The following is a 20,103-nucleotide window of genomic DNA, read 5'->3' on the forward strand; positions in this document are numbered from 1 at the left end:
GGAGCCAACATGACGTTGATGGAGACCAGCATGGTCGAGACTGAATCCACAGCATCGCTGAAAGTTCTCGTCATCGAGGACGACAATGAAATGGCGAGCTTCATCGAAAAGGTGCTCGCCGATGCCGGGCACAAGGTGGAGCGCGTCGCTGATGGCGCCTCCGGTCTTGCGCGGGCACGGGCTTCGGAGTTCGATGCCCTGATCGTGGACCGGATGCTTCCGGAGAAGGACGGGCTGACCCTGCTGCAGGAATTCCGCGCAGCCGGCGGCACCACCCCGGCCCTCTTCCTCTCCGCACTGGGCGATGTTCAGAACAAGGTGCAGGGCCTGCGGGCCGGCGCTGAGGACTATCTCGCCAAGCCGTTTGCCCCGGCAGAACTGGCGGCCCGTGTCGAAGCCCTCGGCCGCCGCCAGACCAGCGCCGAGCCGCCGGTGACCGTGCTGAAGGCCGGCGACCTGGAAATGAACCTCCTCACCCGCAAGGTCACCCGCGCGGGCAAGAAGATCGATCTTCAGCCCCGCGAGTTCCGCCTGCTGGAATATCTGATGCGTCATGCCGGCCAGGTGGTGACGCGCACCATGCTGCTCGAAAAGGTGTGGGACTATAATTTCGACCCCCAAACTAACGTCATCGATGTTCACATCTCCCGCCTGCGCGCCAAGATCGACAAGGAGTTCGCCGAACCGCTGCTCCAGACCGTTCGCGGCGCCGGCTACCGGCTGCAGAGCCAGGGCTAGACCTTTTGGAGCGGCGCTGGCACCTAACGCGCCATGAAAACGCCGCTCCAACTTCCCGCATGGCTGGCCCCCAGGGTGCCTGACCGGGCGCAGGTCCTGCGCCCCTTGCGGATTATAGGCAAAGGCATGCGCGCCGGCTGGCGGGGCCTGGGCAAGGCGTGGTCCAGCCTGCCCTTCATGGCGCAGATCAAGAAGGCCATGCCGGCCTTCGTGCGCACCACTACCTTCAAGCTGACCATCCTCTATTCGGCCATCATCGCGGCCTTTTCCGGCGCGCTGCTTGTTTATCTATATTATTCAACGGTTTACTATATCCGCGCCGAGTCCGAAAACCGGATTACGGTGGAATTCGAACAGCTCGCCAATGCCTATTATACCGGCGGCATGGAACGCCTGAGCCAGTCGGTCTTCGAGCGGATGACCCTCTCGGGCTCACAGTTCTTCTATTATCTGGAAGACTCGTCTGGCCGGAAGATCGCCGGGCATTTCCCCCGCCTGCCTGCGGAGCCACCCGCCGCCGGCATGAAGACAGTCTACTTCGATTTCGAACTTCCCCAGGCAGATGGCACGACCGCCCTGCGCCCGGCAGCGGGCCGCATCGTGCGCCTGCGCGACAATGGCGGCGCGCTTATGGTGGCCTTCGATACCGCCCAGCAGACCGTTATCGTGGGCCGTATCCGCAACGCGGTCTATGTAGCCCTGCCCATCGCGCTGATCCTGTCACTGGCCGGTGGCCTGCTGATCTCCCGCGGCGCGGCCAAGCGCGCCGATGAACTCGCCAAGACCACCGAAGCGGTCATGGGCGGGGAACTTGGCCGGCGTATGCCCGTGCGCGGCACCGGCGACGAGTTTGACCGACTGGCGCAGCGCCTCAACGCCATGCTCGACCAGATCCAGAAGCTGGTGGAATCCTCCCGCCACACCGGAAACGCCATCGCGCACGACCTGCGCTCGCCCCTTACACGCCTGCGCAACCGACTCGAAATATCCCTCAGCCAGCCGCTGTCAGAGGAAGCGGCAAACGAAACCCTCGGCACCACGCTTCAGGAAGTTGACCGTGTGCTCGACACGTTCAACGCCATCCTGCGGCTTGCCCGTCTCGATGCCGGCTCGGAGGGCACCCTCGCCCGGATGGACCTCAGCGCCCTGGCAGAAGAACTTGCCGAACTGTTCGACCCCGCCTGCGAGGAAGCCAACCTCTCCTTCAAAAGCCAGATCGCGAAGAACCTCGTCATCCTTGGCGACAAGGACCTGATCGGCCAGGCTCTCGCCAACCTGCTGGACAATGCGGTGAAATACACCCCCGAAGGCGGCAGCATCAGCTTCTCCGCCAGCCGGACACCTGACGGCAAGATCGACCTGACGGTCATCGATTCCGGCCCTGGTATCCCGCTGGAAGAGCGCGACAAGGTTACCCAGCGTTTCCACCGTCTCGATTCTGCGCGCACGCAGCCCGGCTCCGGCCTCGGCCTCGCGCTGGTGGAATCGGTGGCAGAGCTGCACCGGGGCGAATTGATCCTGGACAGCGGAAACGGGCCGCCGGAACGGCCCGGCCTGAAGGCTACGCTTCGCTTGCCGCGGGCTTGATCGCGCGCTTCTCCGGCCACATCGCCAGCAGACCGCCAAGGCCGATCAGCACCACGCCAAAATAGAGAAGGTCCACCATCGGGTTGTAATAGACCCGGAAGACCCAGCGCGCCTGCCCCTCCACTTCGCGCTGTTCGCCCAGCGCCACATAGAGGTCACCGGTGCCGGTCTTGTGGATGGCTGTTTCCGTCGTCGGCATCATCGCGGCCGGATAGAAGCGCTTCATCGGCAGCAGCTCGGCGCTCGACCCGCCCTTGCGTGCAGTAAGCACGGCCTTGTCGGCGTACCAGTTCGGCCCCTCGATCGCGCGCACTTCCTTAAGCGTGATTTCCCACCCCGCCACCGTGCCCGTGCCACCCTCGGCCAGTGCCAGTGTTGCCTCATAGCGCCCGCTGGTCTCGATCACCGCGCCGATCACGAACAGGCCGAGCCCCACATGCGACAGCGTCATTGCCCAGACGCGCGCCGGCATCTTGAACACCCGGCTGAGCGTCATCGCCCGCCGCTTCATTTCCCAGACGCCGCCGAACACCAGCCACACGCCCACCGCCACGCCAAACGCCGCGCCCAGCGGAATGCTCATCACACCAGCGCCCAGCAGCAGGAACACCGCCGTCAATGCCGCCCCGCCCATCGCCCAGCGGGTCCAGGTCTTCAGGTCCGCCTTGCCCCAGGCCCAGGCCTGAACCACTGGCAGGAGGATCAGGATCAGCACAAGGATCGGCACGAAAGTCAGATTGAAATAGGGCTCGCCCACCGAAATCGTCCGCCCGAACGCCTCGGCGATCAGCGGGAACAGCGTGCCCAGCAGAACCGTCAGTGTCGCGACGATCAGCACGACATTGTTCGCCATCAGCGCGCCTTCGCGGCTGAACAGCTGCCACGGCTTGCCCCCGGTCAACGAGGGCGCCCGCATCGCGAAGAGGCCCAGGGCAAAACCGCCATAGGCCAGCAGCCCCAGAAGCAGCAGCGTGCCGCGCTCAGGATCTACGGCAAAAGCGTGGACAGAGGTGAGCACGCCGGAGCGCACAAGGAACGCGCCAAGAATGGAGAACAGGAAGGAAAGCACCGCCAGCAGCGCCGTCCAGGCCGCAAAGCTCTGGCGCTTTTCCGTCACGATCACCGAATGCAAGAGCGCCGCCCCGATCAGCCAGGGCATCAGCGAGGCGTTCTCCACCGGGTCCCAGAACCACCAACCGCCCCAGCCGAGTTCGTAATAGGCCCAGTAGGAGCCGAGCGCGATGCCAAGCGTCAACGGCGCGAACGCTGCCAGTGACCAGATGCGCGCTTCCTTGGCCCACACCCGGTCGATCCGCCCTTCCATCAGGCCCGCCGCTGCCAGCGCGAACACGAAGGAATAGCCGACATAGCCAAGGTAGAGCATCGGCGGGTGCAGCGCGAGCGCGGGGTCCTGCAACAGCGGGTTCAGCCCCGCCCCCTGAAACGGCGCCGGGTCGAGCCGCAGGAAGGGCGAGGACGCAAACAGCAGATACGCCAGCGACCCCACCGCGAGCATCCCCTGAACGCCCAGCGCGCGCGCCTCGAAGGTCTCTCGCCCCGTGCGCATCGTAGCGGCGGCAATCGCGCCAAAGCCGATGGTGACGAGACACCACAGCGCCATCGAGCCTTCATGGTTTCCCCACGCCCCGGCGATCTTGTAGATCATCGGCTTCAGTGTGTGGGAATTGTTGGCCACCAGCGCCACGGAGAAATCCGAGCGCATGAAAGCAAAGATCAGGATCAGGAAAGACAGCGCCATCACGCCGAAGCCGGCCACGGCGGCCAGCCCGGCCAGACGCCGCTCTCCCTTCAGGCCGAATACCGCCTGCGCCAAAGAAAATCCCAGCGCCAGGAAGGCCGAAAAATGGCCGAGTTCGATCATCCGCCCGCCTCGAGCGGTTTCAGCTCGCGCGGCTGGTAATTCTCGTCATGCTTGGCCAGCAGCTGACGCGCGGTGAACTCGCCCTCCGGGCTAAACCTACCGGTTGCCACCACGCCCTGTCCCTCGCGGAAGAGGTCTGGCGCCACGCCGGTGAAGCTGACTGTGATGGTGTTCGGGCTGTTGTCGATCACCGTGAAGCGCATCGTTGCCCCGCCATCGGCATAGGTCAGCGAGCCCGGCTCCACCCAACCGCCAACCTTCACCTCACGCCCCTCCTTCGGAAGGCCTTTTTCCGCAAGGATTTCAGGCGTGTAGAAAAGGTTTGCGTTCTCGCGCAGCGCAAAGAATGCCAGCGCCGCCGCCGCCAGAATGAGAAGGGCGGCGATGCCAAAAGTATAAAGCCGTCGGGTCCGTGCACGCATAACAGAGTTTATAAGCTGCCCCGCCCCGATTGGGGAGTGCGGCAGATGCAGCGCTATTCCGACTCCGCCGGGGCCTCCTGTCCGATGGCTTCAATCATCGGCCGGAAGCGCTCCCGCCGCGGATCGTCCTCCGGCAGGCGGGAATAGATATAGCGCATGGCCTGCTCGGCCTTTTCCTGGTCGCCCGCCTGCGCCGCGCCCATGGCCGCGCGCATGCCGGCGCTCACCTGCGTCTCGTCCAGCTGATAGGCGCGCGCATAGAGCCGCGTTGCGTCTGGCCCGATGCCCCCTTCGGCCAGCTGGGTCAGCACATCGGCCAGCCCGATCAACGCCGGCACAAAGTCCTGATCCCGGCGCAGCGCCGATTGATACGCCCGCACCGCGTCTTCGGCCCGCCCCTGCGTGCGCAGCATTTCGCCGATGAAATAATGCGGCTGCGGATCGTCCGGCTTGTCGATCACCGCCTGTTCCAGCCGGGAAAGCATCTCGCCCTCGGTCAGCGATTGCGGGTCCAGCCGCACCTTCTCTGCCAGCGCCACCTGCCTCTCGGCCATAGGCTGGTCCGCCATGCCGGGCTTACCGATCAGCAGATAGCCGCCCACGCCAAGCGCGAGACAGCCGCCGAGAATGATGAGGTTCAAAGCTTTCATGGCCTGGGAAATCTGAGGGTTGCCTTGAGGCCGCCAAGCGCAGCATCGCCGAGTTCGAAACTGCCCTTATGCAGCTCGGCCAATTCTGTAACAATCGAGAGGCCAAGCCCAGTCCCCGGCGTTGTTTCATCTAGCCGCACCCCGCGCTTCATCGCGCCCGCGCGCTGTTCGGGCGTCAGGCCCGGCCCGTCATCTTCTACGGTAATGACCAGTTCGCGGCCACTGTCACGGATGGTCACCAGTACTTCACTGGCCGCCCATTTGCAGGCGTTTTCCATCAGATTGCCGGCCATTTCCTCGAAATCCTGCTGTTCCCCCCGGAAAATCGCGGCGTCCGCGCCAGTAACAGTCACTTCAATTCCGCGCGCATCGAACAACCGGTTCAGCATCCGCGCCAGCCCATCCAGCACAGGGCGAATATCCGTCCGTACACCAATCGCTTCGGCCCGCGCCGCCATACGGGCGCGCTTTAGGTAATGCTCTACATTGGTCTGCATCGCCTCGGCCTGCCGGCGCACAACATCGTCCAGCTGCGATCCGCCCTTGGCCTCATTGCGCAGCACCGCGAGCGGGGTCTTCAGCGCATGTGCCAGATTGCCCACATGCGTGCGCGCCCGCTCCACCACTTCGCGGTTGTGCTCGATCAGCTTGTTGAGCTCTTCCGTCAGCGGACGGACTTCCGCCGGATAGTCTCCGGCCAGCTTCACCGCCTCCCCTTCGCGCACCTTCGCCACATCCGTTTCCAGCCTGCGCAGAGGGTTCAGCGAGTAGCGCACAGCCACCACCATCGCCGCGAACACGCCGCCAAACAGGGCAATCATGGTCACCAGCAGCATATCGCGGAAGCGCGTCGCGGCCGCATCGTTGGGTGTGCGGTCTGCCGCAGCGATCAACACCAGCGGTGTCGAACGGTTCTCCACGATGATGGCCATCGCCCCCACGCGTGACACCTGCTCCAGTGGCCCCGGATAGTTCGCATACTGCGCAACCCCCGGCAGCTCTACCGCGCGCGCGATCAGTTCCGGCGTCACCGGCACAGCTTCATCCCACAGGCTTCGCGAACGGAAATCTCCGGCAATCTCGCCGTCCGGTGTCAGCCCCACCACAGCCCAGTAATGCCCGGAATACTGCGTCTGGAAACGGGAATCGTTCGAGAAGAAGTTGCGATTGGTATCAGTCACCCGGCCATCGGCCAAGAACGCGTCCTCCCGCGTAAGCTCGCGGGAGAGCGTCACCAGCGTCTGCTCCAGGTCGTCCTCGATCAGGGAAAGCGTCTGCGCCCGGTAAATGGCTGAGAGCGCCACAGCGCCCCCGATCAGCACCAGCAGGCCCCAGACAAGCGCTGCAATCATGACGCGCCGGGCCAGCGAAACGCTGGACCAGCGGTCAATCAGGCTGCGTTTGGGGGCGGAGACCTCACTCATCAGCGAGCTCTAGCCGCGTTCGGCGTCAACCTGCAACGCGTGCTTCGTCCTCAGGCACGATCAGGCGGTAGCCAAGGCCACGTTCGGTCTGAATGCGGTCCTGACCGATCTTCCGGCGCAGGCGCCCGATGAAGACCTCGATGGTGTTGGAGTCGCGGTCGAAATCCTGATCATAGATATGCTCGACCAGCTCCGTGCGCGGCACCACGCGACCCTGATGGTGCATCAGGTAAGACAGCACGCGGTATTCATGCGCCGTCAGCTTGATCGGCTCACCATTCACCGTCGCGCGCGCGGCGCGGGTGTCCACCATCAGCTTGCCGCATTCGATCGTCGCCGCCGAATGGCCCGCCGCCCGGCGCAGCAGCGCGCGCAGGCGTGCCAGCAACTCCTCGGTGATGAAGGGCTTGGTCAGATAATCATCGGCCCCGGCATCGAAGCCTGACACCTTCTCGCTCCACTGGTCGCGCGCGGTGAGGATAAGCACCGGGAAGGTCTTGCCCTCCTTGCGCCAGCTTTTCAGCACGCTCACCCCGTCGATCTTGGGCAGGCCCAGGTCCAGCACCACGGCGTCATAGGGCTCGGTCTCGCCCAAGAACTGGCCGTCTTCGCCATCGGCGGCAAGGTCTACGGCATAGCCGGACTGCGAGAGCACATCGGCCAGCTGCCGGCGGAGGTCTGCATCATCTTCAACAACCAGGATACGCATGTCTCTTCTCCAGCAAGTCTTTCAAACGGTTAGCCGCCACGGCGGTTCATCACCGAGCCGCTCTGCGCGTCCACGGTGAAATGCGCCTTGCGGCCGTCTTCCGTCATCCAGTCGATTTCATAGAAAGTGGTGCCGTCGTCGCGGGAGTAAAGCTCCGCGCCCAGCTGATAGCCGCCATATTCGCGTTTCAGCTGCTGGAATATCTTGCTCAGCGGCACGGTTTTCCCCTCGCGCACGGCCTCGCGGGCCTGTCCGGGGGAAAACTGGCTCGCCCAGGGATTGCCGCCCTGCTGCGCCATCGCGCCGGGGGCAATCGTCAGAGCCGAGAGGGCAAATATCGTCAGAATGCGTTTCATACCGCCCCCTATGACGCTCCAGCTCTGAACATGAAGTGAATGATACAGTTCAGCGACAGTCACCTTACCGCCAGCCTCCGATGATCGCCCCCGCCACCAGGAAACCAAGCAGCAGATGGACACCATCCATCAATAAGAGTCCAATCTTTTCCGGACTGTAAACAAAGGCATACAGCCGCACAGGCATGGCAATGAAGAACCATATCTGGATTGCAAGCACCACCCCAACCGCCAGATTATCCACCCGCGTCAGCTTGAACAGGATGGCAAGGCCAATCGCCGTGAGAATCGGCATCACCGGCGAAATCGCCATCTTCCACATGTGGGGTGTCAGTTGCTCCCGGCTATAGCCAGAGAGCTTCAGCCAGAGCCCCGAAAAGAACATCCCGTAGATCAGAAAGCCGATGGCATAAATCGCCGCTGCCGCCGCCAGTATGGCAAGCCAATTGTCGCCTGCAATAATTCCGGATTCCGGCATATGTCCCTCCCCAGAGAAGCCTGAGGAAAGCGTACGCCCGCCAAGCAGGTAAGTCGAGCCGGCCTACCGGCCCTCCGCCCAGCGCTTCAACCCCTCATCTTTCGGGTCTGCCAGCACGATTTCCAGCCGCACATAGAGGTCTCCCGGCGGGCTCACCTGAACGCCCTTGCCCTTCAGGCGCAGCTGCGCGCCGGTATTCGACCCCGCTGGCACCTTCAGCGACACCGAACCCGTAGGCGTTTTCACATCCACACTTCCGCCCAGCACCGCCTTTTTCAGATCCACCGGCACGCTCATGCGGAGATTATTGCCCTCGCGGGTCCAGACCGGGCTGCCTGCTACTTCCACCTCCAGCAGCGCGTCGCCGGGCGGGCCATCCGTGGGCGAGGGCTGTCCCTGGCTTTTCAGGCGCAGCACCTGGCCGGTCGTGATACCGGCCGGGATGTTCACGTCCAGCGCGCTGCCATCAGCCATCGTCATACGCCGCCGCGCGCCGGTCACGGCATCCTCAAAGCTGATCTCCACGCGGTAGCGCACATCGCGCCCCTTGATCGGGCCGGGATTGCGCCGCCGCCCGCCACCGCCGAACATGCCGGAGAGAATGTCCTCGAACGGATCGCCCTGCGCCCCGCCCCGCGATTCCCAGCGGAACCCGCCCCCACCGGGAAATCCTTCGCCCGCGCCTGGCCCACCGCCGGCAAAGCCGCGCGGATTTCCGTCCCCGTCGATCTCGCCCCGGTCAAACTTTGCCTTCTGCTCCTTGTCGCCGAGGATGGCGAAAGCGGCAGAGGCCTGTTTGAACTCCTCTGCCTTCTTCTCGTCATTGGGGTGCAAATCAGGGTGCAGCGCCTTGGCCTTGGCGCGGTATGCTTTCTTGATCTCGGCCTCGGTCGCCGTTCGCGGCACACCGAGCACCTTGTAAGGATCGAGCGCCACAGAGGGCTCCTTCGAAACGCTAAAACTGTTCCAGCACTTACAGGTAAGGTGATCCGGCCGGGATTGAAAGCCATTCCCCGATGCGTCCGTCTGTCCCTGTTTCGGCAATGCGCAAGGTAAAGGCGCCTGCAGGCCACGCTGCCTCGGTCAGCGCCGTTTCCGTGCGCTCTGCGAAGCCCGCCCCGAAGTCTGCTTCCATCGCATAGGTTGCCGCCCGTGCCGGATCGGGCAGATCCCAATATCCGGCATATCCCGCCCCCGCTCTTGCCCCGCGCACAAATCCGGGCGGCGCTGCCAGCCGCACGGGCTTCCGGGGCAAGCCCGCCCGGTGCTCGAACACGGCATGTGTCGCCTCGCCCAGCGGCTCCAGCCGCACGTCGATATCCTCGCCAAACGGCTCGTCCAGCCAACAGGAAGGCGCTCCGGCAAAGCGCTGCGCCAGCAGAACGGTCATCCGCCAGAAGGCCGCGTTCGCCTCACGATAATTCGCATACGTATTATCTCCCAGGATCCCCAGCAGCATCGGTGGCCCACCAAGTGCCAGCGCAATCTCCCGCGCCGCCATCGCCCGCGTTTCCTGAAAATCCATTTCGGCAGGAGAAAGCGACAGCGCCTGCCATTGCAGGCCGCCCTCCAGCAGCATTGGCCGCCCCGCATTACCCGCCCCGAAAAAGCTCAGCGCCAGTTCCTCTTTCAGCCGGTCAAACTGGTCAGCCGGAATTCGCCCGCCCCCGCCATACACCAGCGCGCCCGAAGGCTTGGCCGCATTGTCGATAAGGGCCTTTGCCCAGTCTGCCCCCGCATTGTGCAGATCCAGCGCCCGGCGCGCCGCGGCCAGCGGGGGCAAGCCCATCGCCTCGTCGGCGGGATTATAAGGCTTCACCTGCATCATCGGGCACCAGCCGCTCGCCTCGCGTCCCACGCGCCGCTCCCGCCCCTGGCCCTTTACGGCCCAGGTCTCTACCCAGCCGGCAGCGTCCTTCACAGGGCGCACCCGGCCCGTGCGGATGGGAGCCAGCGCCGCCGCGGCAGTCTCTCCCGGCAGGCGCACAGCCTCGACGAACGCGTTCCCCGTCAGCAGAAGCTCCGTATACACAGCTTCCACAAAGCCAGCGGTTGCCGCTTCCGGCATCGGCTGACGTATCAGGCGCGCCACACCCTCATGGCCAGATTTCAGCGGAATGGACGCCGCCGCCTCGGCCACCATGCGTACACAGCGATAGGCCACCGCGTTCTTGAGGTATCCGTCCCGCGTCAGCGCGCCTGCCTCACGGCTGCCCCAGCTTGCTGCGAGCGGCTCACTCAGCGCCACCAACGGCCATTCAAGATGGCCCGCCGATTTCAGCGCCTGCCTTGATTTTGCGAATGGCCAATTCCACGTCGAAGGTCTGCGCCTCAGGTCACTGCCGGCTTGTTCCGACAGTCCTGATTGTCGGCGCACGCAGCCCCCTGCCGGATTGGCCGGCACAACTTTCTGCAGGCTCGGCGCGCTGCCCCCCTGAATCATTGACGATTTTTTATTCGGTGGCGGTGTTCAAAAGCAGGGATAGCGGGTGGCCTTGTCCCCCCAAATCTGGCAAGAGCCGGGGGCTCTGAGCTGAGACAGGAACAGAAACGCAAAATGTCTGCCCGCGTCATTTCGATCGCCAATTCCAAAGGCGGTGTCGGCAAAACCACCACCTGCGTCAGCCTCGCGGAGGCCTTCGCGGCTTCGGGTATGCGCACCCTGGTGATTGACCTCGACACCCAGGCCAATGCCTCGCTGTTGATCTTCGGCAACAATGGCGACGAACACCTGTTCGAGGCCATCAACGACTATATGACCATCTCTGACTGGCTGCTGGAGAACTTCTTCGCGAACGAGCAGCGCCGTCTGGGTGAATTCATCATCACGGATGCCAGCGACGTCACCTTCAAGGGCAAGCCCCTGCCGCTGGATCTCATCCCCTCCTCACCGCGCCTGCGGAAGACAGAGCGCGAACTGATCTTCGAGCTGACCGCCAAGGGCTATGCCATGGAGGCCCTGCAGAATCAGGTCGGCAAGCGCCTGCGGGACGATCTGAACCTCCTGAAGGCGCAGTATGATGTCATCCTCTTCGATTGCCCGCCCGGCATCTCGGTGATGACCGAAACCGTCCTCGCGGCCAGCCATCTGATCATCGTGCCGACAATCCCGGATTTCATGTCCACACTGGGGCTCGACCTCTTCACTGGCGACATCATGAAGAATCTGCGTAACCGGGATATCGAAACGCTCCCGGTTGTCCTGGCCACCCGCTATGATGGCTCCTCCCATCAGCAGGTTGTGCTCGGCGCGATGCGGGAAGCGTCCACTGCGGCGGAAACCGAATTTGCGATGTTCAAGACCGTGATCCCGATGAAGCCCGGCTTTGCCTCCAACCCCATCGAGCTGGGACCGGAGCCGACGCTGCAGGCCAAATGGTCGGGTGAAGCTCTCCAGATCATCGAACAGCTTCTCGCCGAAGTTCGGGAGAAGGTTGCATGACCGCAGACGGCGAAGTGTCCGGCATCCAGGCGGTCAACGCCCTTCTCCGCCTTCAGGAAACGCTCGGCGTCTCCGACAAGGACTGGGCTGCCGCCGCCGGCATGATCGCCAAGAAGCTGTTGCTTTCGGCCGGCCAGACGCCGGAAACCCTCGCCCAGGTGCGCGCCGCCATCGGTGAAGAGGCGTTCAACGTCCAGCTCAAATCTCTCACCCACCATCAGGCTCGCCAGCTCGCCCGCCGGCTGGACAAGCGCGTACCGGACTTTGAAGTCTCCACCGCGTCGGCCGCTGCCGCGCATGTGCGCAAACTGCTCGCGGCGCTAAAGCTGCCAGAAATACCGCAAGAGCCGGCAACAGAGCCAAAGGCCGAAATCAAGCCGCCGCCCCGGCCGCTGCTTGATCGCGTATCCGACAACGTTCCTCCACCTCCTGCGGAAGACAAGCCAGAGGCTGCCGCTGAAAAACCCAAAACGGAGCCGGAATCGGAAGAGAAAAAAGACGCTTGGGGCGCAGGCACCGTTCGGCTGACGGACGATACCGAAACCGCGACCGAGGAGGAAACCGAAACGGATTCCACCAGTCCGCCCCCGCCGCCGCCGCCCGGCAGCGCCTATTTCGGCCGCAAATCCTTCCGCACCTGATCCCTGCGGGCCAGCCCCCCGGAACCGGGGGTGCCCCCACCCTGAAAACCTCCCTAACACCCAAGGCACGCCTATCCCGCACTCACATAGGGAGCCTGCCTCATGCGCCTTCTCACCCTCGCCGCCTTAGCGGCCACCCTCGCCTTCTTTGCCGCCCCCGCCAGCGCTCAGACCGAGTCCGAACCCGCCTGCACCGCCGGTGACGCAGAGGCCTGCTTCTACACCGGCGCCGAATACGCCCAGGGCATCGGCGCCCCGGAAGACAAGCAGAAAGCCGCCTCCTTCTTCCTGAAATCCTGCGACATGGGCATCCCCGATGGCTGCACTACCACCGGCTATTTCTATACCAACGGCGATGGCAACGTGCCCAAGGATGTCGTCAAGGGCGTCGAGTACATGGAGCGCGCCTGCGCGATGGGGCATGTCGATGGCTGCGACAAGAGTATCGGCCACCGCCTCAGCACCACCTCGCCCGCCCATGATTTCGCCAAGGCCGTCGCCACCGCCAAGGCCGGCTGCGAGGCGGGCGTGCGCGGCCCCTGCTTTTGGGGGCTCTATTGGGGCTGGGACGGCAGCGAGGGCAAATATCCGGCCATGGTCAACATGGCGAACGCCGGCTGGTTCGCCGAGCGCACCTGCAACAAGTATCACGATCTGATGGGGTGCGATGTAGCCGCCCGCGTCTACGCTGATCCTGACGCGGCCACCTTCGACGCGCAGAAGGGCCTGACCTATTCCATGATCGGCTGCGACGAGCACAATGTCGGCGGACACTGCCGCAATGTCGCCGGCGTCTATCTGGATATCGAGGAATACGAGATCGGCGCGACCTATCTCCGCCACGCCTGTAAAAAGGGCCACACAGACTCCTGCGACCGCGCAACAGAATGGGAAACCTACAACCGCGAGCTGGCCGAATACGAAGCAAGAATGGCCGCCCTTAACGCGATGATCGACACACCGCTGGCCGAAGGCCGCTATGGCGATGCGGTTTCCGCTGCGATCAACTCTGCCCGGTCCAAAGACCTCGCCGAGAAAGCCATCCTTGCCGCCAAGGCCGCCGGCCGCATGAATCAGGTCGCCACAAACGATCTCTATGCTGCCGCCCTCTGGTTCCAGTCCGGCCCTGTCCGCGCCGCCGCTGACGCAGAAATGTCTGCCCGCGGAACAGGTCTTGAGGGAACGTTCGGCACCGGTACCAACGAGCCCGGCATGGCCGATGCACGCTGGAAAGCCCTCTACGGTTCCTCCGCGCCCCGCTACTCCGCCAGCAGCCCCTCCTTCTCGCCCCCGCCCATGAAAAGCGCCTCGCAGATCTCTGCCGAAACCAAGCAGAAATACCGCTACGCCCACTGCGTCATGAGCGGCAGCAACACCAGCGCCAAGGTCTGCCGATAGGCGGCTCGGTTAATCCCCCCCTGCGCCGCTACGCGCGGGGGGACCACCCCTCCAGTCTGACCCCACGCCCTCAAAACAATTGACACGAATAATGTCATATGCTCCAACCTCCCCACAAAAAACACCCGTGGGAGGGGCATATGCGGATCGTGAAATGGGTGGTTATCGCACTGGCCGTCAGTGTCCTGTCGCTGCTGGCGGCGCGGCAGGTTTTCGCGGTCCAGATCGGCGAGGCGGTCTTCCGCCGCGCCGTGGCTGATAATGTTGGGAAAGACCCCTCCGCCGCCCTTCCCGATGGCCTCCACCTTTATCTCTGCGGCAGCGGATCACCCTTACCGGACCCTGCCCGCGCGGGGCCCTGTATTGGCGTCTTGGCGGGTGATCGCGCCTTCATTTTCGATGTTGGCGGCGGCTCCATCCGGCGGCTCACACGCATGGGGTTTCCCACAGGCCGTACCGAAAAGCTCTATCTAAGTCATCTGCATTCGGACCATTTTGACGGCCTTGGCGAACTCATGGTCGGCGCCTGGGTCGGCGGCAGCCGGTCCACGCCCCTGCCCGTCGCGGGTCCTATCGGTGTTGCCGAAATCACCGATGGCTTCAACGCGGCGTACCGTATCGACAGCACCTACCGCACGGCGCACCACGGCCCTGCTGTTGCCAACCCCGCCGGCTATGGCCTTGCCCCGGAGGTAATCGACCTACCCTCCGGCCCCGGCGCCCGCGCCATGCTGCTGGAAGAGGGCGACCTTCAGATCACCGCCTTTCTGGTCAATCATTCTCCGGTCGAGCCGGCCTATGGCTTCCGTATCGATTACAAAGGCCGATCGGCCGTCATCAGCGGCGATACGGTGTATTCGGACAATCTTGTCAGCGTGGCTGAAGGTGCCGATATTCTCTTCCATGAGGCACTGAACGCGGAAATGGTCGCCGCCATGTCAAAGGCGGCCGGCGAGGCGGGCGCCGCCCCGCTGTCAAAGGTGTTTGCCGACATTCTGGACTATCACGCCTCTCCAATGGACGCCGCCCGCGCCGCTGAGGCTGCCGGCGTAGAGCGGCTGGTGATCTACCATATCGTCCCGCCGCTCCCGTCGAAGCTGCTCTACCCTGTCTTCCTGAAGGGCACGGGTGCGGCCTATTCCGGCAAGATCGATATCGGCGAGGACGGTACGCTCTATTCGCTTCCGGCTGCCGGTGGGTTGAACAAGAAAACCGTGACCAGGTGAGTACCCCTGATAGCTTGGTACTGACCGGATTTGTCCGTATCTGTCCGGAACTGTCCTCAAATTGACACGTTACCCGCGCAAGTAGGGCTATCCTTGGGAAGCCTGAAACAAAGGGAAATCACATGACCAGCCTCCGCCTCCTTGCCCTGGCTGCGGCCAGCGGAATCATTCTCGCCGCCTGCGCGCCCCCTGCCGAACAGACCCCCGCCGCAGAGCCTCCGCCTGTTCAGGCAGCTGAAGAAGAGATGTCCGTCACCCCGGAATCGGCCCCGGCGCCCGAAGCTGCTCCGGCCGAAGAATGCGCCGTGCTGGACTCCCGCGACTGGGAAGCCTGGATCGACCGGATGCCCGGCCCCGACGCTTCGCCAACAGTGCATGTCATCGGCAAGGTTGATGTCAGATCAGGGGGATATACCTTCAATTGGGAGGTCGGGCCGATGGACCGCTCGATGACCCCCGCTCTCAACCTGAAACTCATCCCGGTCGCGCCCACAGAGCCCGCCACGATGGCCATCGCCACCGAGGAAGTCCACTATACCGGCCCCCTCGCCGGCAGCAGCTATAGCCGCGTGACCATCACCTGCGGCGGCCAGACCCTCGGCGAAATCTCCGAGGTCACCGACGCGCACTAACCCTCCGGCCCCAGGCCTCGCCGGCTCAAACCAGCGAGGCCTGTCCCGGTGCTGTCTCGGCAAGGGTAAACCCGCTCTCGCCATGTACCGCCAGCTGGCTGAGCCGCGCACGATCGAGAATATCGATCCGGCTGCGGGAAATGCGGATTACATCCGCCTGCTCCAAATGCTGCAGAAGACGGTTGGTCCACTGGCGCGATGCCATGATCGACAGGGCGATCTGATCTTGTGTCACCGGGCTGATGAAGGAGGATGTCGCCCGCCCACCATGAGGCTCGCTCGTCAGATCAATCAGGCGCCGCGCCAGCCGCTGCAGCGGCGTAAAGGCAAGGCTTTCCACCACCTGCGAATAGATCGCCCGGATGGAGGCCATCTCCGGCAATACGAAGCGGCGGAAGTTCTCGGCGTCTGACAGGAACAGCCGCTTCACCGCCGCGAGCGGCAGATGCATCACTTCGCAAGGCTGGCTGGCGATCACGGAAAAGGTGTAGGGCCCCTCGTCAACGCAGGCAAGAAAGCCCGTCCAGTCGCCCGGTCGATAAACCGCCACCAGAATGTCGAGCCCGGCAAGCGTTGTACCGATGATCTGGGCTTCCCCGCCCACCAGGCCATAGATACCGCTGGGGGGATCTCCCTGCCGGAACACATGCTTGCCCCGCCGCAGCTTCTGCCGCGTAGCGTTTTGCAAAATCTCTTCCTGCAACGCCTCCGGCAAAGCCGAAAACCATCGGCCCCGCTGCAGGTCGATCGTACTGGTTGTCTTCATCGGCGATACCTCCCCAGTATGCGCCAGTCTGTTACCCTCAGCGGAGAGATTAGCAGCTTCCACCGGCATGGAAACGGCCTTCCGCACCCAGCCAGCCGTGTCGTAGAGTAAGAGGACGTCAGGCTTGCCATAATGCCGCCTTGCTGATGCCATCCCTTCGGGGAATCTGCCGCAGCGGCAGGCGCAAGCCGGTCCGGATATCCGGCAAGTTGATCCGAAGGGAGGCCTGAATGGCATATGGAAAATTCTACAAGGCGGCGCTCGTACCGCTTTTTCTCATCTCGGCCGCGCCCATACTCAGCGCCTGTCAGACACCGCCCACGGCCCTGTCCCCGCAAGAGGAAGCCGCCGTGCTGACCGTGACCGGTTCTGCCACCTATCGCGAGCGGATGGCCGCCCCTAAGGGCTCTGTTCTCAAGGTGGAACTGTCAGACACCTCCCGTGCCGACGCGCCCGCCATTTCGCTGGCAGACTGGTCGGACAGCCTGGATGATGGCGGCGTGCCGAAAAACTTCATTCTGCGCGTCAATCAAACACTCGACCCGCGCCTCACCTATACCCTGCGCGCCACCGTCACCGGGCCGGATGGCACCCTCCTTTGGACCACCGATACCGTTCACCAGATTGAGGCTGTCAGCGGCAGCGTGAATGCCGGAACGTTGGTGATGGTGAAGGTCGCGCCCGCGCCCGCCGCTCCGTCCCCTGAAGCGCCCGCCATACTGAAACTGACCGGCAAAGACTACCGCATATCCGCCATTGGCGGTCAGCCAGTCTCCGGCCAGCGCCCGATGACTGTCAAATTCGGTGAAGATGGCCGGGTCGGCGGCTTTGGCGGCTGCAACACCTATGGCGGCAGCTTTGGCGAAAGCGATGGCAAGATAACCTTCGGAGACCTCATCTCCACCATGATGGCCTGTCTTGATCCCAGAGCGGGCGCGCAGGAAGGCGCGCTTTACGCCGCCTTCAAGGGTACAGCCACCTTTGCCCCCGGCGCCGACGGCAAAGTCATCCTCACCGGTGAGAATGGCACCGAGATAGAACTGACTCCCTCCGGCCTCAAACCGCTGGCGGGCACCCGCTGGCAGGTCGAAACAATGGGGGGCACCGCTGTTGTCGCCGGCAGCGAGCCGCAGATCAATTTCGAGGCTGACGGCAAGATCAATGGCACCACTGGCTGCAACCGCTTCTTCGGCGGTTATGCGCAGACGGGCGCCGAGCTAGCCTTCACCGGGGTTGGTATGACCAAGATGGCCTGCATGGCAGACGGTGTGATGGAGCAGGAATCTGCTTTCGGCGCGATCCTCTCAGGCAAGACCGAAGGAAGCATCGATAGCTTGGGGAACCTCGTTATCCGGGGTGAAGATGGCGTCTCCTTCACGGCCCGTCCGCTTCCGGCTGAAGGCGACGTCGTTGAGGGCGACCCCGCCACACTCGGCGGCGGTGCCTGGACGGTGGAAGACCTCAACCGTGGCGGAGTGATCGACAACACCGTCCTTACCCTGACATTTACTGAAGACGGTAAGGTTTCCGGTTCCACCGGCTGTAACAACCTCAGCGGCAGTTACACCGCCACCGGCACAAGCCTCACCTTCTCGCCACTGGCCATGACACGCCGGGCCTGCCTTACGCCGGCGTTGAACAATCAAGAAACGAAGTTCACCGCCGCCCTGCAGGGCGAAATGGCCTGGCGCATCACCGCTGATGGCGCCCTCGAACTGACGCGCGAAGGCGGCCACCGCGTGCTTCTGCGGCGTTGAAACTGAAGCAGAGGCACGGCCTTATCCCCCGATCGGGCCGCCGCCCTGTTTCGTTACGACGACCACGCTTGGGCGCGGCGGCATGGCAGGCTGGAAGTCCGGCCAGCGCGTGCCGGGCGCCTCGTAAGTGGCGCCATCCGTATCTCCCGGATGCTGGACTGCCAGGAACAGGGCTTCGCCTGTCTCGTTAAAGCGAGGGCCGCACATTTCAGCGCCCACGGGACAACGGAAGAAATGCCGCCCTGTGCCGCGCCGCTCGCCCTCCGTCTCCAGCGCCCAAAGGCCATCGGCCGCGCCGGAATCTTCGTTGCCGTCGGTTGAAACCCACAGGCGCCCTTGCGGATCAATGGCGCAATTGTCCGGGCTGGCAAACCATCCATTATCCGTAGTCAGAGGGTTCCAGAGCGCGCCAACAGGCGCAATGGAGGGATCGCCGCAGCGCACCAGAATTTCCCAGCGCGAGGTTTCGGAGGTGAAATCCCCCTCCGGTTCGATGATCTCGATGATATGGCCAAACCGGTTTGAAGCGCGCGGATTGGCGGCGTCCACCTGCGCTTCCGTGCGGCGGTCATTATTGGTCAGCATGACGTAGACGCGACCTGTCTTGGCATTGGGCTCCACGTCCTCAGGCCGGTCCATGGGCGTGGCGCCCAGAAGGTCGCCCGCCCGGCGCGTTTCGATCAGAACGTCCGCCTGCGAGGCAAAACCATTTTCTTCCGTCAGCGGACCGGTTCCATAGACCAGCGGCAACCACGCCACCGTGCCATCGGCATCAAACCGCGCCACATACAGCGTGCCGTCATCCAGCAAGTCGCCATTCACCGTCCAGTTTCCAGGCTCAAACTTCCCCTTGGTCACGAATTTGTAGACATAATCAAATCTCTGATCATCACCTGAATAGACCACCACGCGGCCATCAGGTGCTACAACGCTTTCGGCACCCTCATGCTTGAACCGGCCCAGCGCGGTGCGTTTGCGCGGAACATGGTTAGGATCCGTGGGATCAACCTCAACGATCCAGCCGAAACGGTTGGGCTCGTTGGGCTCCTTGCTGACATCGTAGCGGTCGAAGAAACGGCCCCATTGATACCAGCCGGAGGGAACGCCATAACGCTTGTGATTCTCTGCCTCCGGATGATTTTCCGGCAGCTCGCCGAGGAAGTTCCCGTTGAAGTTCTCCTCCGCCATCAGATATGTGCCCCAGGGCGTGATGCCGCCAGCGCAGTTGTTCATTGTTCCGGAAACCACCACGCCGGTAGGGTCTTCCGTCGTCTGAAGACGTGGGCTTCCGGCAGCTGGCCCGCTCACTCTCATTTTGGTCGTATCAGCGGTAATGCGCCTGTTGTAATAGGAGTCTGTTACCGGCTTCCACACGCCGGCTTCCTTGCGGATTTCAACGACGGATCCACCATGGGCCGCCATTTCGATTTCGCACAGCTCCCGCGTCATCGATGCAGGATAGCCAGCCGCCACACCCGGCAGCATGATGTTGGTCGAGGTATATTCGTGATTGACGCAGAGCAGAGCCCGCTCGCGCCCCTCGCTGTCGGCCTCCAGCGGAACATAACCGATGAAGTCGTTGTTGTACCCGAACTGCCGGCGCTGAGCCTCAGCCGTCTGGTTAGCCGGGTCGAATACCGGGCTGTCAGCAAATAGCGGATCTCCCCAGCGGATCAGCACATCGGCCCGGTAACCCTCCGCGACATGATGCGTCTCGTCCATGCCTCGGGCGATTTCGTCGAAGCGAAAGGCCGGTATGTCTGCGCTGACCGCCTCCCGGCTGCCAACCGGGCCTGGCGCCTCGCCGCCGCGCGCGCATCCGGCCAGCGCCAGGCCAGATACCGCGCCCAGCCCACCCAGAAAGCCGCGCCGAGACAGCCGCTGGCCGATCACATCGCCGATAGTGGCCACACCTGCGGCAATGCGGGGGTTTACGGGCTTGTTCTCGCTATCGTCCATCATCGCCATAGGGGCGGCCTCCTTCTTGTGCATGTT

At 63.5% G+C, this 20,103-nt stretch carries 19 protein-coding genes; 8 read left to right on the plus strand and 11 right to left on the minus strand.

What is annotated here, in order from left to right; all coding sequences use genetic code 11:
* The first annotated feature begins 30 nt into the window (after positions 1-30).
* Complete coding sequence (locus BBF93_RS09700) at positions 31-738, plus strand: response regulator transcription factor (protein ID WP_114107044.1); 708 nt, start codon at positions 31-33, stop codon at positions 736-738.
* A gap of 33 nt (positions 739-771) precedes the next feature.
* Positions 772-2,325: a HAMP domain-containing sensor histidine kinase gene (locus BBF93_RS09705; RefSeq protein ID WP_114105761.1), complete on the plus strand. Its 1,554-nt coding sequence runs from the start codon at positions 772-774 to the stop codon at positions 2,323-2,325.
* On the opposite strand, the gene BBF93_RS09710 is transcribed toward BBF93_RS09705, so the two are convergent.
* The 9 genes from BBF93_RS09710 to BBF93_RS09750 all read right to left on the minus strand — a co-directional run bounded on the left by BBF93_RS09710 (position 2,300) and on the right by BBF93_RS09750 (position 10,494).
* The gene (locus tag BBF93_RS09710) at positions 2,300-4,207 is read right to left on the minus strand and encodes a heme lyase CcmF/NrfE family subunit (RefSeq protein WP_035596939.1); all 1,908 of its coding nucleotides are present in this window, start codon (positions 4,205-4,207) and stop codon (positions 2,300-2,302) included. The genes BBF93_RS09705 and BBF93_RS09710 overlap by 26 nt on opposite strands.
* Positions 4,204-4,629, minus strand: coding sequence for a cytochrome c maturation protein CcmE (locus tag BBF93_RS09715; RefSeq protein WP_114105762.1), 426 nt, complete (start codon positions 4,627-4,629; stop codon positions 4,204-4,206). The genes BBF93_RS09710 and BBF93_RS09715 overlap by 4 nt, the downstream gene beginning before the upstream one ends.
* Positions 4,630-4,682: 53 nt before the next feature.
* Positions 4,683-5,279 (minus strand): tetratricopeptide repeat protein, encoded by a 597-nt coding sequence (locus BBF93_RS09720; RefSeq protein WP_035596933.1) that lies wholly within the window; start codon positions 5,277-5,279, stop codon positions 4,683-4,685.
* Entirely contained in the window at positions 5,276-6,703 is a 1,428-nt protein-coding gene (locus BBF93_RS09725; RefSeq protein WP_114105763.1) for an ATP-binding protein, read from the minus strand. Before BBF93_RS09725 ends, BBF93_RS09720 begins: the two co-directional genes overlap by 4 nt.
* 25 nt (positions 6,704-6,728) lie before the next feature.
* Positions 6,729-7,412 carry a response regulator transcription factor gene (locus tag BBF93_RS09730; protein ID WP_011646324.1) on the minus strand — a complete coding sequence of 228 codons (684 nt, stop codon included), beginning with the start codon at positions 7,410-7,412 and terminating at the stop codon, positions 6,729-6,731.
* 29 nt (positions 7,413-7,441) lie between these two features.
* Positions 7,442-7,768 carry a PepSY domain-containing protein gene (locus BBF93_RS09735; RefSeq protein WP_035596930.1) on the minus strand — a complete coding sequence of 109 codons (327 nt, stop codon included), beginning with the start codon at positions 7,766-7,768 and terminating at the stop codon, positions 7,442-7,444.
* Positions 7,769-7,832: 64 nt separating this feature from the next.
* Positions 7,833-8,246 (minus strand): DUF1761 domain-containing protein, encoded by a 414-nt coding sequence (locus BBF93_RS09740; protein WP_035596927.1) that lies wholly within the window; start codon positions 8,244-8,246, stop codon positions 7,833-7,835.
* A 63-nt stretch (positions 8,247-8,309) separates the two neighbouring features.
* The gene (locus BBF93_RS09745; protein WP_035596924.1) at positions 8,310-9,182 is read right to left on the minus strand and encodes a DnaJ C-terminal domain-containing protein; all 873 of its coding nucleotides are present in this window, start codon (positions 9,180-9,182) and stop codon (positions 8,310-8,312) included.
* Between the two features lie 37 nt (positions 9,183-9,219).
* Positions 9,220-10,494, minus strand: coding sequence for a phage portal protein (locus tag BBF93_RS09750; RefSeq protein WP_162786494.1), 1,275 nt, complete (start codon positions 10,492-10,494; stop codon positions 9,220-9,222).
* A gap of 309 nt (positions 10,495-10,803) precedes the next feature.
* On the opposite strand from BBF93_RS09750, the gene BBF93_RS09755 reads away from it, so the two are divergent.
* From BBF93_RS09755 to BBF93_RS09775, 5 genes are all read left to right on the plus strand, one after another.
* Positions 10,804-11,688: a ParA family protein gene (locus BBF93_RS09755; protein ID WP_051612446.1), complete on the plus strand. Its 885-nt coding sequence runs from the start codon at positions 10,804-10,806 to the stop codon at positions 11,686-11,688.
* Positions 11,685-12,329, plus strand: a complete 645-nt coding sequence (locus BBF93_RS09760; RefSeq protein ID WP_114105765.1) for a hypothetical protein — start codon at positions 11,685-11,687, stop codon at positions 12,327-12,329. The genes BBF93_RS09755 and BBF93_RS09760 overlap by 4 nt, the downstream gene beginning before the upstream one ends.
* 102 nt (positions 12,330-12,431) lie before the next feature.
* A complete protein-coding gene (locus BBF93_RS09765) occupies positions 12,432-13,727 on the plus strand; it encodes a tetratricopeptide repeat protein (protein WP_114105766.1) in 1,296 nt (431 codons plus the stop codon).
* A gap of 140 nt (positions 13,728-13,867) precedes the next feature.
* Positions 13,868-14,953, plus strand: coding sequence for an MBL fold metallo-hydrolase (locus BBF93_RS09770; RefSeq protein WP_114105767.1), 1,086 nt, complete (start codon positions 13,868-13,870; stop codon positions 14,951-14,953).
* A 122-nt stretch (positions 14,954-15,075) separates the two neighbouring features.
* Positions 15,076-15,585, plus strand: coding sequence for a hypothetical protein (locus BBF93_RS09775; protein ID WP_114105768.1), 510 nt, complete (start codon positions 15,076-15,078; stop codon positions 15,583-15,585).
* A gap of 25 nt (positions 15,586-15,610) precedes the next feature.
* Here BBF93_RS09775 and BBF93_RS09780 read toward each other — a convergent pair whose 3' ends face one another.
* Positions 15,611-16,351: a Crp/Fnr family transcriptional regulator gene (locus BBF93_RS09780; RefSeq protein WP_035596910.1), complete on the minus strand. Its 741-nt coding sequence runs from the start codon at positions 16,349-16,351 to the stop codon at positions 15,611-15,613.
* 230 nt (positions 16,352-16,581) lie between these two features.
* Here BBF93_RS09780 and BBF93_RS09785 point away from each other — a divergent pair, with 230 nt between their 5' ends.
* The gene (locus tag BBF93_RS09785; protein ID WP_114105769.1) at positions 16,582-18,108 is read left to right on the plus strand and encodes an META domain-containing protein; all 1,527 of its coding nucleotides are present in this window, start codon (positions 16,582-16,584) and stop codon (positions 18,106-18,108) included.
* Positions 18,109-18,129: 21 nt separating this feature from the next.
* Here the strand turns inward: BBF93_RS09785 and BBF93_RS09790 are convergent, their stop codons facing one another.
* On the minus strand, positions 18,130-20,100 hold the full coding sequence (locus tag BBF93_RS09790; RefSeq protein WP_233349069.1) for a PhoX family phosphatase: 1,971 nt from the start codon (positions 20,098-20,100) through the stop codon (positions 18,130-18,132).
* Positions 20,101-20,103: the final 3 nt, after the last annotated feature.

The sequence above is a fragment of the Hyphomonas sp. CACIAM 19H1 genome (assembly GCF_003325995.1).
Classification (GTDB): Bacteria; Pseudomonadota; Alphaproteobacteria; order Caulobacterales; family Hyphomonadaceae; genus Hyphomonas; species Hyphomonas polymorpha.

Bases quoted from the DNA above. Each gene is read 5' to 3' on its own strand.
- BBF93_RS09725 (WP_114105763.1), bottom strand. From the start codon at position 6,703: ATGAGTGAGGTCTCCGCCCCCAAACGCAGCCTGATTGACCGCTGGTCC.
- BBF93_RS09760 (WP_114105765.1), top strand. From the start codon at position 11,685: ATGACCGCAGACGGCGAAGTGTCCGGCATCCAGGCGGTCAACGCCCTT.
- BBF93_RS09770 (WP_114105767.1), top strand. From the start codon at position 13,868: ATGCGGATCGTGAAATGGGTGGTTATCGCACTGGCCGTCAGTGTCCTG.
- BBF93_RS09765 (WP_114105766.1), top strand. From the start codon at position 12,432: ATGCGCCTTCTCACCCTCGCCGCCTTAGCGGCCACCCTCGCCTTCTTT.
- BBF93_RS09700 (WP_114107044.1), top strand. From the start codon at position 31: ATGGTCGAGACTGAATCCACAGCATCGCTGAAAGTTCTCGTCATCGAG.
- BBF93_RS09775 (WP_114105768.1), top strand. From the start codon at position 15,076: ATGACCAGCCTCCGCCTCCTTGCCCTGGCTGCGGCCAGCGGAATCATT.
- BBF93_RS09710 (WP_035596939.1), bottom strand. From the start codon at position 4,207: ATGATCGAACTCGGCCATTTTTCGGCCTTCCTGGCGCTGGGATTTTCT.
- BBF93_RS09785 (WP_114105769.1), top strand. From the start codon at position 16,582: ATGGCATATGGAAAATTCTACAAGGCGGCGCTCGTACCGCTTTTTCTC.
- BBF93_RS09780 (WP_035596910.1), bottom strand. From the start codon at position 16,351: ATGAAGACAACCAGTACGATCGACCTGCAGCGGGGCCGATGGTTTTCG.
- BBF93_RS09720 (WP_035596933.1), bottom strand. From the start codon at position 5,279: ATGAAAGCTTTGAACCTCATCATTCTCGGCGGCTGTCTCGCGCTTGGC.
- BBF93_RS09755 (WP_051612446.1), top strand. From the start codon at position 10,804: ATGTCTGCCCGCGTCATTTCGATCGCCAATTCCAAAGGCGGTGTCGGC.
- BBF93_RS09735 (WP_035596930.1), bottom strand. From the start codon at position 7,768: ATGAAACGCATTCTGACGATATTTGCCCTCTCGGCTCTGACGATTGCC.
- BBF93_RS09715 (WP_114105762.1), bottom strand. From the start codon at position 4,629: ATGCGTGCACGGACCCGACGGCTTTATACTTTTGGCATCGCCGCCCTT.
- BBF93_RS09730 (WP_011646324.1), bottom strand. From the start codon at position 7,412: ATGCGTATCCTGGTTGTTGAAGATGATGCAGACCTCCGCCGGCAGCTG.
- BBF93_RS09740 (WP_035596927.1), bottom strand. From the start codon at position 8,246: ATGCCGGAATCCGGAATTATTGCAGGCGACAATTGGCTTGCCATACTG.
- BBF93_RS09705 (WP_114105761.1), top strand. From the start codon at position 772: ATGAAAACGCCGCTCCAACTTCCCGCATGGCTGGCCCCCAGGGTGCCT.
- BBF93_RS09790 (WP_233349069.1), bottom strand. From the start codon at position 20,100: ATGCACAAGAAGGAGGCCGCCCCTATGGCGATGATGGACGATAGCGAG.